The organism is Bacillus sp. SIMBA_074 (assembly GCF_046534555.1).
GTDB classification, from domain to species: domain Bacteria; phylum Bacillota; class Bacilli; order Bacillales; family Bacillaceae_G; genus Bacillus_A; species Bacillus_A mycoides.
In genome coordinates this window covers 258416-275561 of sequence record NZ_JAWRYM010000002.1, presented here as the reverse complement: position 1 = coordinate 275561, position 17146 = coordinate 258416, and the positions used below count along the sequence as shown (strand labels likewise).

The following is a 17146-nucleotide window of genomic DNA, read 5'->3' as shown; positions in this document are numbered from 1 at the left end:
CATACAGTTATGTGTTAAAAGTGAGGTGTTTTATAACACACTGTGTGTTTTTTTTGGGACACACTGATTGAAAGCGGTAACACACAAAGAAATTACTCGAAAAAACGCTGATTTTAGGCGTTTTGAAAAGTTGGCACGGTAATTGCATTAATAAATAGCGTAAAGAAAAATAAAAAACATAAATTTTTTATACCACACAAGGGGGATTTATAAATGAATATTTTATTATGTTGTTCAGCAGGGATGTCTACAAGTTTACTAGTTACAAAAATGGAAGCGGCTGCAAAAGCTCGCGGTCTAGAAGGTAAGATTTGGGCTGTATCTGGGGATGCAGTAAAAAACAATATCGATCAAGCAGACGTACTATTATTAGGACCACAAGTTCGTTACATGCTTTCTACAATGAAAACGCTTGCCGATGAGAAAAACGTTGGAGTCGATGTTATTAACCCAATGCACTACGGCATGATGAATGGAGAAGCAGTTTTAGATCACGCATTAACACTAAAAAAATAATTAGGGGGGAAGCGAAATGCAAAAGTTTATTGCATTTATGGAGAAGTATATTGTTCCTGTCGCTGGTAAAATCGGATCGCAACGTCACTTAGCTGCGATCCGTGATGGATTTATTGCAGTTATGCCACTTATTTTAGTTGGTGCATTGGCATCACTAATTAATGGTTTTCCGTCTGAAGCTTTCCAAGAGTTCATGAAAGGTTTGTTTGGTGAAACGTGGAAACAAGTTGGCGGTGGAATGTGGACTGGTTCTTTCGCAATTCTAGCACTAATCATAGCATTTACAACAAGTTATAACTTAGCAAAATCTTACGGCGTTGATGGTTTGTCAGCAGGTATTATTTCATTTGGTGCGTTAATTATTCTTACGCCAACAACACCGAAAGAAGGCGGATTGAACTTAGCTTGGACAGGGGCACAAGGGCTATTCGTAGCAATTATCGTGGCACTCCTTGTTACTGAGGTATTCCGTTTCTTTGTACAAAGAAACATTACTTTTAAAATGCCTGATGGAGTACCACCAGCAGTTTTAAGATCTTTCGCAGCTATAGTTCCAGCATTTGTTATCTTAACAGTAGTTGCAGGTATTCAATTAGCAGTGAAATTAGCTGGTACAAGTGTTCATGAATTTATCTTTAATACGATTCAATCACCACTGCAAAGTTTAGCAGGGACATTACCAAGTGCAATTGTCATTGTACTCCTTGTTCATCTTCTTTGGTTCTTCGGTTTACATGGACCAAATATCGTTGGTGGTATTATTGAGCCATTATACTTACCGGCATTAGAGAAAAATATGAAGTTATTCCAAGGTGGTACATCTGCATTTGATGTTCCAAACATTATTACAAAACCATTCTTTGATACTTTTGTATATCTTGGTGGTTCTGGTGCAACATTAGCGTTCTTAGTGGTCGTATTACTTGTAGCAAAAAGTGCACAATTACGCGGTGTATCTCGCTTATCAATTGGACCAGGTGCATTCAATATTAACGAACCAGTAATCTTTGGTACACCAATTATTTTAAATCCAATTTTATTCTTACCGTTTATCATAACACCAATTGTATTAGTAATTACTTCTTATACAGCGATATCTATTGGTTGGGTACCAAAAACAGTTGTGATGATTCCATGGGCAACACCACCAATTATTAGTGGTTATCTTGTAACAGGTGGACATCTTTCAGGCGCAATTCTACAGTTATTCAACTTTGTAATTGCGATGGTAATCTACTATCCATTCGTTGTATTATCTGACCGTTCTGTTGTTCGTACTGAAAAAGCAGCAGCACAAGGAAATAACAACTCTGTACCTATGTAACATAGTAATTGTTCTCACAGGTAACATTATCTGTGAGAACAATCACCTTTATATCATGTTCAGAAAGATGAGAACCATCTACAAGAACACCAAACTATCATTAATAAAATAATAATTTAATAGAAATGTTCAAACTGAAGGGGTATTTAAATCGGTTGAACCATAATAGAGAGGGCGGTAATTATGATGACTACAGCAGAACAAATTCCATTCCAATTGATTTTAAATAGTGGTAATGCACGAAGCTTTGCAATGGAGGCACTGCAATTCGCCAAACAGGGGAAAATGGCAGAAGCTGATGAAGCGATGGTAAAGGCGAAAGAAGCGATTAATGAAGCGCATCATTTCCAAACAGAGCTCATACAATCAGAAGCAAGAGGGGAAAAAACAGAGATTAGTGTTCTTTTAATTCATGCGCAAGATCATTTAATGAATTCTATTACGGTAAAAGAATTAGCGGCAGAATTTATTGACCTTTATAAAAAGCTAGAAGCGAAAGGGGAATAAAGCATGACTGGAATTAAAATTGCTACAATCGGCGGTGGCTCTAGTTATACACCAGAGTTAATTGAAGGATTTATTAAACGTTATGACGAGCTTCCTGTTCGTGAAATTTGGTTAGTAGATATTGAGGCAGGAAAAGAGAAGTTAGAAATCGTTGGTGACTTAGCGAAACGTATGGTGAAAAAATCAGGTTTACCAATTGATATTCATTTAACACTTGATCGCCGTGAGGCATTAAAAGATGCTGACTTCGTAACAACGCAGCTTCGCGTTGGTTTGTTAGAAGCACGTGCAAAAGATGAAGCAATTCCATTAAAATATGATGTAATTGGTCAGGAAACGAATGGTCCTGGTGGTTTGTTCAAAGCGCTGAGAACGATTCCTGTTATTTTAGATATTTGTAAGGACATGGAGGAATTATGTCCAAATGCATGGCTTATTAACTTCGCAAACCCAGCAGGTATGGTAACAGAAGCTGTACTTCGCTACACGAACATTCAACGAGTAGTTGGTCTATGTAACGTTCCAATCGGAATTCGTATGGGTCTTGCAAGATTACTTGAAGTAGATGCAAGCCGGGTACACGTTGATTTCGCTGGTTTAAATCATATGGTATACGGATTAGATGTATACTTGGATGGCGTAAGCGTAATAGATCGTGTATTAGAACTTGTAACAGATCCAGAAAAGCAAATTACGATGGAAAACATTGCTGCGCTTAACTGGGAGCCGGACTTTATTCGCGGTCTTCGTGCAATTCCGTGTCCATATCATCGTTACTACTATAAAACACGTGAAATGTTGGAAGAAGAGAAAGAAGATTCGGTTGAAAAAGGCACACGTGCAGAAGTAGTAAAACAATTAGAGAATGATTTATTCGAGTTATATAAAGACCCGAACTTAGATATTAAGCCACCTCAATTAGAAAAACGCGGCGGAGCTTATTATAGTGACGCAGCATGTAGCTTAATTACGTCTATTTACAATAATAAAGGTGATATCCAGCCTGTTAATACACGAAACAACGGAACAATTGCAAGCTTGCCACATGATTCTGCTGTTGAGGTGAACTGTATTATTACGAAAGAAGGTCCAAAACCAATTGCGGTCGGAGATCTTCCAGTACCAGTTCGCGGTTTAGTACAGCAAATTAAATCATTTGAGCGCACAACAATTGAAGCTGCTGTTACAGGGGATTATCATAAGGCGCTGCTTGCTATGACAATTAACCCACTTGTACCATCAGATAAAGTTGCAAAACAAATTTTAGATGAAATGTTGGAAGCACATAAAGAACATCTTCCACAATTCTTTAAGAAGATAGAGAAATAAAAAGCGGCGCTGTTTAGCCCGCTTTTTTTAATTCTAGTAGGAGGTATTGCGATGATTAAACTAATTGTAAATGCAGATGATTTCGGTCTTACGGAAGGTACAAATTACGGAATTATTGATGGACATAAAAATGGGATTGTAAATTCAACGACGATGATGATGAATATGCCAGGGACAGAGCATGCCGTACGCTTAGCGAAAGAGTATAAAACGTTAGGGATAGGAGTTCATCTCGTATTAACGGCAGGAGAACCGCTTCTTAAAGACGTTCCATCACTTGTAAGTAGCGATGGATTGTTTCATAAACAAAGTGTTGTATGGGAAGGAAATATAAATCCAGAAGAGGTAGAAAAAGAATGGACTGCTCAAATTGAGAAGTTTTTATCTTACGGATTAACACCAACTCATTTAGATAGTCATCATCACGTGCATGGATTACCGCTTTTACACGACGTTCTTGAGAGATTAGCAAGTAAATATAATGTTCCAATTCGTCGTTGTGAAGAAGAGCGAGCGGTGCGCCCATTTTCAGATGTGTTTTACAGTGACTTTTACGCTGACGGTGTGACGGAAGATTACTTTGTGAAGTTAAAGGAAAGAGTGCAGGACGAGCAAACGGTAGAAATTATGGTGCATCCAGCTTATATTGACCCAGAGCTTGTGAAGCGTTCTTCTTACGTAATGGATCGCGTGAAAGAATTGCGTATTTTAACGGAGAGTGAGCTTCCTGAGGGAATGGAGCTTGTGAAGTTTTAATAGGAAAACGACGGCTAAATGGGGCCGTCGTTTTTTGTGCTTACAAAATGGATAGAACATATCCACCGAAGGCCCCGATTATAACGATAACCCAAGGTGGTGTTTTCCAAAAAGCGAGTAAGCAAAATAGAAGAGAAGCAAAAACGAAATCTACAGAATTCATAATTGTACTCGTCCAAATTGGATCATAAAAAGCTGCAAGTAAAATGCCGACAACGGCTGCGTTTACTCCAAGTAGTGCACCTTGTATGTAAGATACTCTCCTTACACTGTCCCAAAATGGTAAAACGCCAACAACGAGCAGGAAGGCAGGAAGAAAGATAGCGATCGTTGCAACAACTGCTCCGGCGGTTCCATTTAGCACTGCTCCTATATAAGAAGCGAATGTAAATAGTGGCCCTGGCACTGCTTGTGTTAATCCGTATCCAGCAAGAAATTGTTCTTTTGTCATCATCCCGTTTTGTACAAACTCACTTTCAAGAAGAGGAAGTACGACATGCCCTCCGCCAAATACAAGTGCACCAGAGCGATAGAAGCTGTCAAATAAAGAGATGAAATAAGAGTATGGTCGTAACATCGGTAACAGTATTAATAGTCCGAAGAATAAGACGAGACAAGATATGGCTACCATTTTTGAAATAGGTACGTTTATTTTATGAGCTTGGCTAACTGGCTGGCCACGATATAAAAACCAACCGATGAAACCAGATACTATAATGAGAATTACTTGTGTCCAGCTACTTGGCCATAATAGGGCGATTGCGGCAGTTGCAATTGCGATTGTTGCACGGTTTCGGTCAGGTGTTAACTTTTGAGCCATTCCCCATATTGCATGAGCGACAATTGCGACCGCTACAAGTTTCAGTCCGTGAATCCAGCCAGTACTTCCAAGCTCGAATTGGTTAAGAAATGAAGCGAAGAAAACTAAAACGAGCACAGATGGGAGAGTGAATCCGATCCATGAAATAATGGCTCCTAATAATCCGCCGCGTAATAAGCCAACTCCCATACCGACTTGGCTGCTAGCAGGGCCAGGAAGGAATTGACATAGCGCTACTAAGTCTCCGTAACTTCGTTCATCCATCCATTTTCTTTTTTGCACGTATTCATGATGAAAATAACCAAGATGGGCGACGGGACCACCAAATGAAGTAAGTCCTAATTTAAATGATACGAGAAAAATCTCTATTAATGATTGGAAAGAGTAGTTATTATTTTTCAAAATTTCCTGCTACTAAAGATATAGACAAATGTATATTCTTAGAGTATTCCTGCTTCTATGTGTCCTGTCTCGCCAATCATTCGCTACTACAGTTTGCTATAACACTCCACAGGCGTAAATTCCGATGTAGCCCACCGTACATATATACAATTTATTTACGTTAGTATTGTATATTTTTTTGCTTGTAAAAGGTTGATTGATGCGTTCAAATCTCTATCCATTACATTTCCACATTCACATGTATATACCCGGTCAGATAGCTTTAAGTATACTTTCTTTTGACCACAGCACGAACATAACTTTGACGATGGATAGAACCTGTCTACTTGACGTAGTTTGATTCCATATTCTTCACATTTCGTCAATAGCAATGTTTTAAATATATAAAAACATTGCCCAGCAACTGCTTTAGATAGATGTTTATTCTTCATCATACCTTTCACATTCAAATCTTCCACTGTAATAAACGTTGGCTTGGTTTTCACCACATCATTTACAATAGACTTTACATACTCTAGTCGGATATTTGTTAGCCGAACATGTAGTTTTTGCACCCTAAGAATGTTTTTATCTATATTCGCTCTTTTGTTCGTAGCAGATGTTTCACCTCTCTTTTTTACATTTTCAAATTTACGCGATAAAGAGCGTTGCTCACGTTTTAACCGCTTTTCTATCCTTTTTACGCTTATTGTTTTGTTGATGTTTTCATGAACGATACCATCGCTACGTGTAGCGAAATCCTTCACCCCTAAATCAATACCTAAACCTGTTTCATTAAGTGTTGGTTTCGTTGCTCTTTCTTCCAATTCGCAAAGCACAGATACAAAATATCTCCCTGCCCTTTTACATATCGTTCCACTTTTTACAATCCCATTTTTCGGGATATAACCATACTCCTTTAATCTCACCCAACCAATCGTTTGGACTTTTACTCTATGTCTTTCTACTGCCCAGTCCGTTTTGTTGTTTTTAGGAAAATAGCACTTCACATCTTGATTCTTCTTTTTCTTATAACGGGGAAATCCAGATAAGCCCTTAAAAAATCTTTTAAAAGCCGTATCTCCATTCATAATTGCCTGTTTTATCGCTTTACTAGATACCTCTTTAATCCATTGATCACATTCTTTTGTATAGACATTGTTTAACCATTTAGAAAAGTCATATCCACTCAGAAACTTTCCCTCGGATTCATACCTCTCTTTGGTTTTAGAGATATACAGATTGTAAACATACCTACATACCCCAATCGTTTGATTGATCTTGGTTATTTGTTCATTTGTCGGTTTAATCTCTATCAAATAGGCTCTTCTCATAACTTTTTATCACCCACCATGTTCTTTTTGTATTTTCTCAATCCATATACCCTACAACTACATACATGAATGATAGATATCAAATCTTGAACAAGTTCTTCTTGTGGAGATAATTTTTTATTTACCTTTTGGGTTTTGGTAAGCAGTTAAAACAACTTGGTTATCCCAACTTTGCAATGGTCTAATAGGTACGTTGAAAACTTCTGGAAATTCTTTTGGTTCATATTGTTACATAATTACATTTTAATACATATGTCTATAATCGTTCGCTTTTTCGATTACTGTATAATTCTCCTAGACTGTTTTTCTAAGTGCATTATACAAGAGGGAGTAAAGCAAAAGAAACGATTTTAATGTAAAGATTGTGTGAATCTTTTCTTCGTAATTAAAATTTGAAAAAGTCATAAATGATTATGTCTAAACCATAAAGTAGTAGAAGTAGTGCTGGGAAATTTATATGAGGAGAATGCCCGTATGACAACACATTTCTTTGCTAGGTTAACAGGGAAGAGGGAAGTACCTCCTGTAAATACAGAAGCTTACGGTGTAACAGAGCTCATTTTTAGTGAAGATTTAAAGAAGTTGCAATATCGGGTCATATTAAAAAATATAAAAAAAATCACGTCATGCCAAATTCATTTAGGAAAAGCGAATCAAATTGGTCCAGTTATTTTAAGTTTGTTTGGTCCGTTAGAGCAAGGGATTAGTGTGAATGAAGGAGTCGTTACTGGTGTAGCTAGAGTAGAGGATTTTGAAGGGCCTTTACAGGGGAGAGCATTTGACAGCTTGTTTCAAGAGATAATGCAAGCAAATGTATATGTAAATGTTAATACGAAATCTAATAAAAGGGGAGAAATAAGGGGGAGAATAAGGGAAGTAAAGAAGTAAGCGAAAAGGCTGTCCAAAAAACATTTTGGAACAGCCTTTTCTAATTATATAGAGTGCTACAATATCCCCTAGTTTAATTTTTTACAGGCTGATTTTTAATGAAGAAGTCCATTATATAGAATACTTCGTCATCTGGGATTTGTATTTCAAATGTATTTTCAATAGGTTGCAATGCTTTTTTCACTTTCATATACATCCAGTACTCATCTTGTCTTCGTTTCTCTTTATCAGGATGAGGGAGGAGACTTTCACCTTTTTGAAGACGGTCAACCATGCAGCTCATATGCAAAATCACACCCATTAAACTGTCGGGAGTTAGCTGTAAAGAAATCAATTCTTGAATTGTATTTAATGCATAACGAATTGTTTTAATAAGTAATGCTCCATCGTTACGCTGCATTTGTTGTTCAAGAATATCAGCCATTTTTGCATAGGTTTCTTCATACGTAATCAATTCTTGAATTGGTTGAATAGCTGTGTAGTTCACAATGTCTTGGAAATGATATGTTAAGCAAGGTATTTGCATATCGAAATTCGTGACGATACAAATGATATTACGCTCTTTTTTTATGTTCTCGATCATTTTCGTTAAATCTTTTTCATGAACGATGCTAATCGGAATAATTTCAATTAAGTCTTTATCAAAGCGTAAATAGTTCTCTAACATTTTTTGAATTGCTAAAGCACTTCCTTCGCCGGTTAAACAAGCTGTTAAAATCACGGATTTCATTGGCGATAGTGGCTTTTTCTTTTCTTCCTGTACGTTTAAATAGAACGGCGTTAAGTTCTTCACTGTTTCGTATAGTGCATCTAATGAATAGCCAAGCTGAGCTTTTCGAGCTGCTTCTAGTGCGTGTGGTGTACTCGTCATGGAAAGAACACGTACAGGGATTTTGAATTCAGTTTCTAATATATCACCAATATAAGCGAGAGATCCCATATCAACAAGTAAGAGAAGCCCGTTTACATTTTGAAGTGTTTTCATATACACTTTAACACGCTCTAAGAAGTCTTTTGGTGATTCATGCAAGGGCATATCGATACCAGTTACTTCATCAATACCGAGAAGTTCGTTTGCAACGTTTGCCATTTCTGTTGCGATGCCATTACCGTGTGCTAATATTAATACTTTTACTTCTGTTTGTGAGGCAGGAATTGGATCAACAACGAAGAACATTGTTAAAAAGCCAGCTTCATCAATAGGTATTGTTATTTGTAATTCTTCTTCTAATAGCTGAATACATTGCATAGCTACGGAAAAAGCTTCTTTATATTTCGTACGAATTTGATTTAATTGTGGGTGGTGAATTTGTTTCCCGCCCTGTAAACGTTGTAGAGTTGTCTGTACATGTAAACTTAAAGCGAGAAATACTTTTTCATCGAAAGTTTTAGATAAATATTTTTCAGCTAGTTCCGCAATTTTTTCACATACGGAAACGATATTACGATCCACAATTTTAAAAACATTTTCATGACTTGTTTTTTTAGATATTTGGTTAAAGTATTGGACGAAAAAGCTTTGGATATCATTTTCTATTAGTAATTCTAATTCTTCCTCTTCAATGCCGCGTGCTTGAAGTTCTTCATATTTATAATCAATATAATCGTAAATAGAAGAGCGACTTCCTTCGGGTTTTATTGTATGTTTACTCCAACCTTCATCACCTGTAAATACAAATGTTTCATTTGGTATTTGATATAGATGACGGCTCTTTCTTTCAATAAATAATCCTTCTTTCATATACCAAGGTAAATCTGTACTTGAAACACAGACAGAATCACGTTTTTTTGTTACGAAATCAGAATAAGCTTTCGCACAGGCAATTTGTACGTCCGTTTTCAATTGACCGATGTTATTTGGACAATTGTAAAAGACGAAAGCACGCATTGTATTTGGACTAACATGAATCTCTTTCCTTAGACGAATTGCTTCATTTATGAAAAATAGTTGCAGTAAAGCAAACCGTTCTTTATGTGTTCGCTCACGAAGTGGTGGAAGCGTAACGGTCATCGGAATACGTCTTGTAAATGTTTTTAATAAAAATGAATTTGGTTCTTCGGTTGTTGCAGTAATAATCAACACTCGTGCCTTACGCTCATTTTCCGTTTCTCCAAGGCGGCGGTATACTCCGCGATCAATAAATGTGAAGAGCATCTCTTGTCCTTCTGGAGGAAGGCGATGTACTTCATCTAAGAAGAGAATTCCTTCATGTGCTTTTTCAATTAACCCTTTTTGATCACTGGCACCTGTGTAAGCTCCTTTTTTTATCCCAAATAACTGTCCAAGTAGTAGTTGTGGATTGTTTGCATAATCAGCACAGTTAAAGACGATAAAAGGTGCATCTTTTGGAAGTTGTTCCACTTCAATTGCGTATTCGTGCATTAAAGAAGCGAACATCGATTTTCCGACACCTGTTTCTCCAAGTAGTAAAGTATGCATACCGTTTGGAGGATAGAGAATAGAAGCTTTTGCTTTTTCAATTGCAATTTTTAGGCTTGTATTTTCAATAGCAAATGTATCTAATGAAGTGCCCTTTGTTGAATGCGTTTCCAATGAAGTGTTCGTTTCTATATAAAAACGGACAGGGCGTGTAATCGTTTTTAATAAACGATTATCTTTCACAAGCTTGTTTAAATCGCTACTAACATTTGCACGGTCTAACTGTAGAAGTGTAGCGAGTTCTGATGCTGTTATACCTTCTGTATAATTCCCTTTTTGTATTGCGTTAAAAATGAGATCTATTCGTTTCATTTCTATTCACCTCGAAACTTCATCACTATTTAAAATTCTACACAAAAATGAGAAGTGTGGGAAGAGAAAAATAAAGTGAAACTTTAATCAGTGGGGTTTTTGTTCATTCCCACTGATTATTAGCCTTCACCAATCGGGCGTTAACGGGCAGTTGATCTCCCACCTAACTTCTTTGTTCCAGCTGAATTTTGAGGTGGGAGTCTTACTGCCCGTTAACGCGGGGTAAAACAGCTTTAGTACATAGGCACTAAAGCTGTTACAATCTTGTGTCTTTCCAAAAATTCACTTCGAGATGGGAAGATGGATTGTAGGGAAGTAGTTTATATCCTTGTGAGTGTAAATAATCAATTACTTTTGGGAGTATTTGCACTGTGACACTAGAATCATGCATTAAAATAACCTCTACTTGTTCATCGCTTTGATTTCGTACTCTTTCTAGTATTGCGGAAGGATTATCATAGCTTTTCCAGTCATATGTATCAATTGTCCAATCCCACATTTTATACTGGGCAGATACGAGTGCATCACGGTAATTCTTTTTTAAGTAAGGCATGCTACCGTATGGGACCCGAACGAGATGTGTATTTAAATGTGTAACTTGCTGGACAATGTTTTGGGTTTGCTCCATTTCTGCAATTAAAACAGATGGATCGCCAGTATAAAGACGTTTTACATCATGCGACATACTATGGAGACCGATATAATGTCCATCTTTAATCAATCGCTCCATCGTTTTTTTATAATGTGGCACCTTTCCGCCAATAACGAAGAAAGTTGCTTTTCCGTTCTTCTCTTTTAAAATATTTAAAATTTGTGGTGTGTATTTATTTGGTCCGTCATCAAATGTTAAGTACGCAATTTTTGTTGTAGGAGAGGTAGTTTGAGTACTTTGGTAATCTTTTACTTGAATGTCTGTAGTTGCTTTTGTATTCGATGATGCGTACATAGTAATAGTTAAAAATAAAATTATACATTGAAGTAATCGCTTGATCATAACATTCACCCTCAGTTTGACAATCAAGATGTAAAAATGAAAATTTGATACTTTTTTCGTTATACGTATATCTTTCTCCAATAGAGGCACTCTCAAACAATCTATATTTTGGAAATGGGGAATAAGGATTAAAAAATAAAAAATAGCATCCTCTTATGAAAAGAGGATGCTATTTGAATATTTCATAATAGTAAAGGCTATACTACAATTAGTCTTCGCGCTTTTTCACTTTTTTATAGAAGGAAATAATTGGTTTGTAACGTTCGTGTACAAGACCGATTACTTCAGCAATGATTTCTGTAAAGAAGATTAAAATGAAAAGAAGAATAATGGATAACCATAATGTTGCACTACTGAAAATAATTGCATTTACACTAAAGAAAATACCCAATGCGTAAATAATTAGTACCGTTTTACGATGAGAGAATCCCATTGCAAGCAAACGGTGATGTAAATGCGATTTATCAGGTGCTGAAATAGGCTTTTTATTTACGATACGGCGGATAATTGCAAATGTCGTATCAAATATAGGTACACCTAAAATAATGATTGGAACGATAAAACTGAATAACGTTACGCTTTTGTATAATCCAAGTAACGATATAACAGAAATACAGTATCCTAAAAATAGTGCTCCTGTATCTCCCATGAAAATTTTTGCTGGATGGAAGTTGTAGAATAAAAATCCAATTGTACTTGCTAATGTAATCAGTGCTAGAGGTAATATAATAGCTGCTCCAGTACCCGATGGGCTAGTGAAGGCCATATATGCTAGCGTTGCAAGTACGATAGATGAAATCCCTGCGGATAATCCATCTAATCCATCAATTAAGTTGATGGCATTTGTAATACCGACAATCCAAAATACTGTAATTGGATAAGCAAGCCACCCGAGTTCAGTATCTCCGAAAATTGGGATATATAATATTTGCACTAATAATCCACTTTTGACAATCATGATGGCAACTAATAGTTGTCCACCGAATTTTACCCTCGCAGATAGTTCGTACATATCATCTAAAATCCCGATGATAACAATGATGATAGCACCTAAAGTTATCGATAGCATTCTTTGTTCGTATAATCCACCGACAACAAATCCTACGGCTACACCGATGAAAATTGCTAACCCGCCAAGACGAGGCATAATTTTTTGGTGTACTTTACGCGCATTTGGCTTGTCTGTTGCTCCTATTTTGAAAGCTAATTTAATAACTAAAGGAGTAACGACGAGTACAGTGATGAAAGATGCCAAAATGGCATAAATCACTTGTGAGTCCATTAATACCCCACCCTTTATAGTTTAACGTAATTTTTCTAATTGTATTTATCTGAAAATTATGATGTTTATTTACAGGCTCATAACATATGGTATCACAAAAAGATTAGAATTCAATCTTTTTTTCTTTTGGCTGTAAAGGGGAGTGAATAGAATATATGACAATTGGATATGGAATGTTGTGTCCTTAGAGAAGGTTGATCTCATATTGTGGCTTGTAATGTGACATTGTACCTCCCTCTCATATAGCGATGACTTTTGTTTCCGTATTATAAGTGTTGCACGTAAAATTGAGTAAGTTCCGTGTTAAAATGTGGGAATTTACATTTTGTATATATTGCATCATTTAACTTTACAAAATCTTAAAAAATAATAAAAAAACAATTCATATAATAAAGAAGTGAAAGAGTTTTCTCATTTTTAGTGTGAGAGGGGGAAGCACAGGGAGAATTCTGTGTATTCGTATATTTTCTTATGTATATTCCTGTGCGAAAGGAAAATGAAAATTACGATAATAGGTACCGGATATGTTGGATTGATTACGGGAGTAGGATTGGCGAGATTGGGACATTCAGTCACATGTTTCGATATAAATAGTGAAAAAATTGAACGGATTAAACAAGGCGAGTTACCTATTTATGAATGTGGATTAAATGAATTAATAAATGAAGCATACGAGAATAATCATTTAACTTTTACAGCAAGTAAATCAACGGCATTTAATGATGTAGAGTTTATATTTATTGCAGTTGGAACGCCATCTTTATTAGATGGAACAGCAGATTTAACGTATATTCGTAGTGCTTGTGATGATATTGGAACATATGTGAATAACGATATTATTGTTGTTACGAAAAGTACGGTTCCTGTAGGGACAAATGATGTAATGAGAGAATGGATTGAGGGGAAACTACAAGGTAGACATGAATTATATATTGTATCGAATCCAGAGTTTTTAAGAGAAGGTTCTGGTATTTATGATTTTTTTCAGGGTGATCGTATCGTAATTGGAGCATGTAGTGAAGAAGCTGCAAGGAAAGTAGAGAATTTGTACAGTAAATTAAGCTTACAAACGTATATTACAGATATTCGAAGTGCTGAGATGATTAAATATGCATCTAATGCTTTTTTAGCTACGAAGATTAGTTTTATTAATGAAATTTCTAATATATGTGAGCAAGTGGGTGCAGATATAGTAGATGTAGCTACAGGGATGGGGATGGATAAGAGAATTGGTGCATCTTTTTTAAATGCAGGCATCGGATATGGAGGATCTTGTTTTCCAAAAGATACGAAAGCACTTGTGCAAATTGCAGGGAATGTTTCTCATGATTTTCGCTTGTTGAAAGCAGTCATTGAAGTGAATAATAAACAACAGTTGTTGTTAGTTGAAAAAGCGAAGAAAATTATAGATATGAAGAAGAAGCGAATTGCGGTTCTTGGTGCAGCATTCAAACCGAATACTGACGATATTAGGGAAGTACCATCTCTTATTATAATAGAAGAATTAATTAATATGGGTGCGGATGTGGTTTTATATGACCCACAAGCTATTCAAAATGTAAGAAGTTTATTTGGAAATACGATACGATACGCTGAGTGTATAGATGAATCGATTAGAGAGGCGCATGCAGTTTTTATCGTAACAGAATGGGAATCAATTCGAAATTATCCGCTAGAAAAGTATGCACAGCTTATGAGGGAACCTATTCTATTTGATGGGAGAAATTGTTATACTAATGAGGATGCCGAGAAGCATGGATTAGATTATTACTCAGTTGGGCGAAAAGACGTCTGTAATAGTAATGTATCTCAGGTGCGTTAAAAAATGTATTTTCACATGCATATTTTTATATGCGATAATAGAAGTTTTAACTAGTGAAAGAAAAGAGGCAATGAAATGACTGAACGTTTAAAAGTAATGACAATTTTCGGGACACGACCAGAAGCAATTAAAATGGCACCTCTTGTATTAGAGTTGCAAAAGCACCCAGAAAAGATTGAATCAATTGTGACTGTAACAGCACAACACCGTCAAATGTTAGATCAAGTATTAAATATCTTTGGAATTACGCCAGATTTCGATTTGAATATCATGAAAGATCGTCAAACGTTAATCGATATTACAACACGTGGTTTAGAAGGTTTAGATAAAGTAATGAAAGAAGCGAAGCCTGATATCGTACTTGTGCATGGTGATACAACGACGACATTTATTGCAAGCTTAGCTGCTTTCTATAATCAAATTCCAGTAGGACATGTTGAAGCAGGACTTCGTACATGGGATAAGTATTCTCCATATCCAGAAGAGATGAATCGCCAACTAACAGGTGTAATGGCGGATCTTCATTTCTCACCTACAACAAAATCAGCAACGAACTTACAAAAAGAAAATAAAGATGAGTCACGCATTTTCGTAACAGGAAATACAGCGATCGATGCACTGAAGACAACTGTAAAAGAAACTTATAGCCATTCGGTGTTAGAGAAACTTGGAAATGATCGTCTTGTACTTATGACAGCACACCGTCGTGAAAATTTAGGAGAACCAATGCGCAATATGTTCCGTGCAATTAAGCGTCTTGTTGATAAGCACGAAGATGTACAAGTTGTATACCCTGTTCATATGAATCCTGTTGTTCGCGAAATAGCGAATGATATTTTAGGCGAGCATAGCCGTATTCATTTAATTGAGCCGTTAGATGTAATTGATTTCCATAACGTTGCAGCTCGTTCATACTTAATGTTAACTGATTCTGGTGGTGTACAAGAGGAAGCACCATCACTAGGTGTGCCAGTCCTTGTCCTTCGTGATACGACGGAACGCCCAGAAGGTATCGAAGCAGGTACGCTGAAATTAGCAGGAACAGATGAAGAGACAATCTTTGGTCTTGCTGATGAGTTGTTATCTGATAAAGAAGCTCATGATAAGATGACGAAAGCATCTAACCCTTACGGCGATGGTCGTGCATCTGAGCGTATTGTAGAAGCGATTTTACAACACTTTAAGAAGTAACAACAATTGCGTGAAAAAAAAAGAGCCAAATCGTATACGATTTGGCTCTTTTTTTATTCATGATTCCTCATAATCCACTCTGCATGAGCATTTGTAGAAGGGGGAGGAGGCGGTGGTGTTTTGTTCTCACTCGGCTCCTTCTTTGCTTTTGCGCTGGAGTTAGAATTTGAATCGGAATTTGTATTCTCATTTTTCGTAGTCTCTGTTGGAACTTTTGCTTTTTCTCCTATTTCCTTTTCAATTTCGTTACGTACAGTCTCTACACTGATTGGATCTGGAAGGAAGTAATAAATACCGCCAATTTTTCTGTCTTCTCCTTCAAGTTTTAACGTTTGTATTGTAGAAGGGTCGAATCCAGAGATTTTATTGTAAAGAGCAAGTCCGTCTGAAATAGGAATATCGGTTTTTATATATTTTCCAACTACCTTTGTTAAATCTTTAATTTTAAATACGGTAGAAGCAGAGTTTAGCTTTTGGGCAACAGCAGCCAGTACTTGTCTTTGTCTAGCAGCTCGACCATAATCACCGTTAGGATCTTGCTTTCGCATACGGACGTATGCGAGTGCTTCTTCACCATTTAAGTTCTGTTGACCTTGTTTAAATTGGATTTTTTTATAGTAATCCACGTCAGAGCGTTCCCAGAAATCGAAGGGGACATCAACGGTAATACCGTCAACAGCATCAACGATACCTTTAAATCCTTGGAAATCAATTTTAATATAATGATCAACAGGAACTTTTAAAAACTCTTCGACGGTGTCGATTGCCATTTTTTCTCCACCGTAAGCATGGGCAGCGTTAATTTTGTCTTCTTTATTTTTGCCAACAATCTTAACACGAGAATCGCGTGGGATACTCATAAGTGAAACCTTTTTTGAGTTGGGATTAACTGTCGCGAACATGAGTGAATCTGTTCGGCCGTTTTGACCATCTGTTGCGTAATCCTCAATACCCATAATTAGTATTGTGAAAGGTTTTTTTGTGATTTCCACATCTTCTGCTCGTAATTTAGATTTTTCACGGCTAAATCCACTGTACATCCCCATGAGAGAAGTGTAGGAATTTAACATATAAAGTCCTACGCTACCAAATAAAAATGCGAAAATAAGAAAGAAGAAAAACTTTCTTCTACGTTTCTTTTTTATTCTGCTATTTTGGAGATGATAATCACGTTCTTCCATATATAATCTCCTTAGTTCATTTGTAGGGAATTAATTCACTACATTAATATTTAAAGGCGATAAGTTAGC

At 36.5% G+C, this 17146-nt stretch carries 14 protein-coding genes and 1 pseudogene; 8 read left to right on the top strand and 7 right to left on the bottom strand.

Annotation, left to right across the window (positions count from 1 at the left end):
* Nucleotides 1–213 precede the first annotated feature (213 nt).
* The 5 genes from SB773_RS03730 to chbG all read left to right on the top strand — a co-directional run bounded on the left by SB773_RS03730 (nucleotide 214) and on the right by chbG (nucleotide 4432).
* Nucleotides 214–516, top strand: coding sequence for a PTS sugar transporter subunit IIB (locus tag SB773_RS03730; protein ID WP_001023565.1), 303 nt, complete (start codon nucleotides 214–216; stop codon nucleotides 514–516).
* Between the two features lie 16 nt (nucleotides 517–532).
* On the top strand, nucleotides 533–1840 hold the full coding sequence (celB, locus tag SB773_RS03725; RefSeq protein ID WP_044439398.1) for a PTS cellobiose transporter subunit IIC: 1308 nt from the start codon (nucleotides 533–535) through the stop codon (nucleotides 1838–1840).
* 183 nt (nucleotides 1841–2023) lie between these two features.
* Nucleotides 2024–2347, top strand: coding sequence for a PTS lactose/cellobiose transporter subunit IIA (locus SB773_RS03720; RefSeq protein WP_000989054.1), 324 nt, complete (start codon nucleotides 2024–2026; stop codon nucleotides 2345–2347).
* A gap of 3 nt (nucleotides 2348–2350) precedes the next feature.
* Nucleotides 2351–3676 carry a 6-phospho-beta-glucosidase gene (gene celF / locus SB773_RS03715; protein WP_410588634.1) on the top strand — a complete coding sequence of 442 codons (1326 nt, stop codon included), beginning with the start codon at nucleotides 2351–2353 and terminating at the stop codon, nucleotides 3674–3676.
* Between the two features lie 51 nt (nucleotides 3677–3727).
* Complete coding sequence (gene chbG / locus SB773_RS03710; RefSeq protein WP_044439396.1) at nucleotides 3728–4432, top strand: chitin disaccharide deacetylase; 705 nt, start codon at nucleotides 3728–3730, stop codon at nucleotides 4430–4432.
* Between the two features lie 40 nt (nucleotides 4433–4472).
* On the opposite strand, the gene SB773_RS03705 is transcribed toward chbG, so the two are convergent.
* The 3 genes and pseudogenes from SB773_RS03705 to SB773_RS03695 form a co-directional block, all read right to left on the bottom strand.
* On the bottom strand, nucleotides 4473–5654 hold the full coding sequence (locus SB773_RS03705; protein WP_002167380.1) for a chromate transporter: 1182 nt from the start codon (nucleotides 5652–5654) through the stop codon (nucleotides 4473–4475).
* A gap of 155 nt (nucleotides 5655–5809) precedes the next feature.
* Nucleotides 5810–6967 carry an RNA-guided endonuclease InsQ/TnpB family protein gene (locus SB773_RS03700; protein WP_410588631.1) on the bottom strand — a complete coding sequence of 386 codons (1158 nt, stop codon included), beginning with the start codon at nucleotides 6965–6967 and terminating at the stop codon, nucleotides 5810–5812.
* Nucleotides 6964–7089, bottom strand: a pseudogene (locus SB773_RS03695) (IS607 family transposase); the annotation flags it as partial. The pseudogene SB773_RS03695 and the gene SB773_RS03700, both read right to left, overlap by 4 nt.
* Nucleotides 7090–7441: 352 nt before the next feature.
* On the opposite strand from SB773_RS03695, the gene exsM reads away from it, so the two are divergent.
* Nucleotides 7442–7855, top strand: a complete 414-nt coding sequence (exsM, locus tag SB773_RS03690) for an exosporium regulatory protein ExsM (protein WP_410588629.1) — start codon at nucleotides 7442–7444, stop codon at nucleotides 7853–7855.
* Between the two features lie 73 nt (nucleotides 7856–7928).
* Here exsM and SB773_RS03685 read toward each other — a convergent pair whose 3' ends face one another.
* The 3 genes from SB773_RS03685 to SB773_RS03675 form a co-directional block, all read right to left on the bottom strand.
* A complete protein-coding gene (locus SB773_RS03685) occupies nucleotides 7929–10607 on the bottom strand; it encodes a sigma-54-dependent transcriptional regulator (protein ID WP_410588627.1) in 2679 nt (892 codons plus the stop codon).
* A 256-nt stretch (nucleotides 10608–10863) separates the two neighbouring features.
* A complete protein-coding gene (locus tag SB773_RS03680) occupies nucleotides 10864–11601 on the bottom strand; it encodes a polysaccharide deacetylase family protein (protein ID WP_012261992.1) in 738 nt (245 codons plus the stop codon).
* A 208-nt stretch (nucleotides 11602–11809) separates the two neighbouring features.
* Nucleotides 11810–12883: a glycosyltransferase family 4 protein gene (locus SB773_RS03675; RefSeq protein WP_060749245.1), complete on the bottom strand. Its 1074-nt coding sequence runs from the start codon at nucleotides 12881–12883 to the stop codon at nucleotides 11810–11812.
* A 451-nt stretch (nucleotides 12884–13334) separates the two neighbouring features.
* Between SB773_RS03675 and SB773_RS03670 the strand changes: the two genes are divergently transcribed.
* Nucleotides 13335–14705, top strand: coding sequence for a UDP-glucose dehydrogenase family protein (locus SB773_RS03670; RefSeq protein ID WP_410588624.1), 1371 nt, complete (start codon nucleotides 13335–13337; stop codon nucleotides 14703–14705).
* Nucleotides 14706–14780: 75 nt separating this feature from the next.
* The gene (wecB, locus tag SB773_RS03665; protein ID WP_002034751.1) at nucleotides 14781–15896 is read left to right on the top strand and encodes a non-hydrolyzing UDP-N-acetylglucosamine 2-epimerase; all 1116 of its coding nucleotides are present in this window, start codon (nucleotides 14781–14783) and stop codon (nucleotides 15894–15896) included.
* Between the two features lie 53 nt (nucleotides 15897–15949).
* Here wecB and SB773_RS03660 read toward each other — a convergent pair whose 3' ends face one another.
* Nucleotides 15950–17077 (bottom strand): LCP family protein, encoded by a 1128-nt coding sequence (locus SB773_RS03660; protein ID WP_131246516.1) that lies wholly within the window; start codon nucleotides 17075–17077, stop codon nucleotides 15950–15952.
* Nucleotides 17078–17146 lie beyond the last annotated feature (69 nt).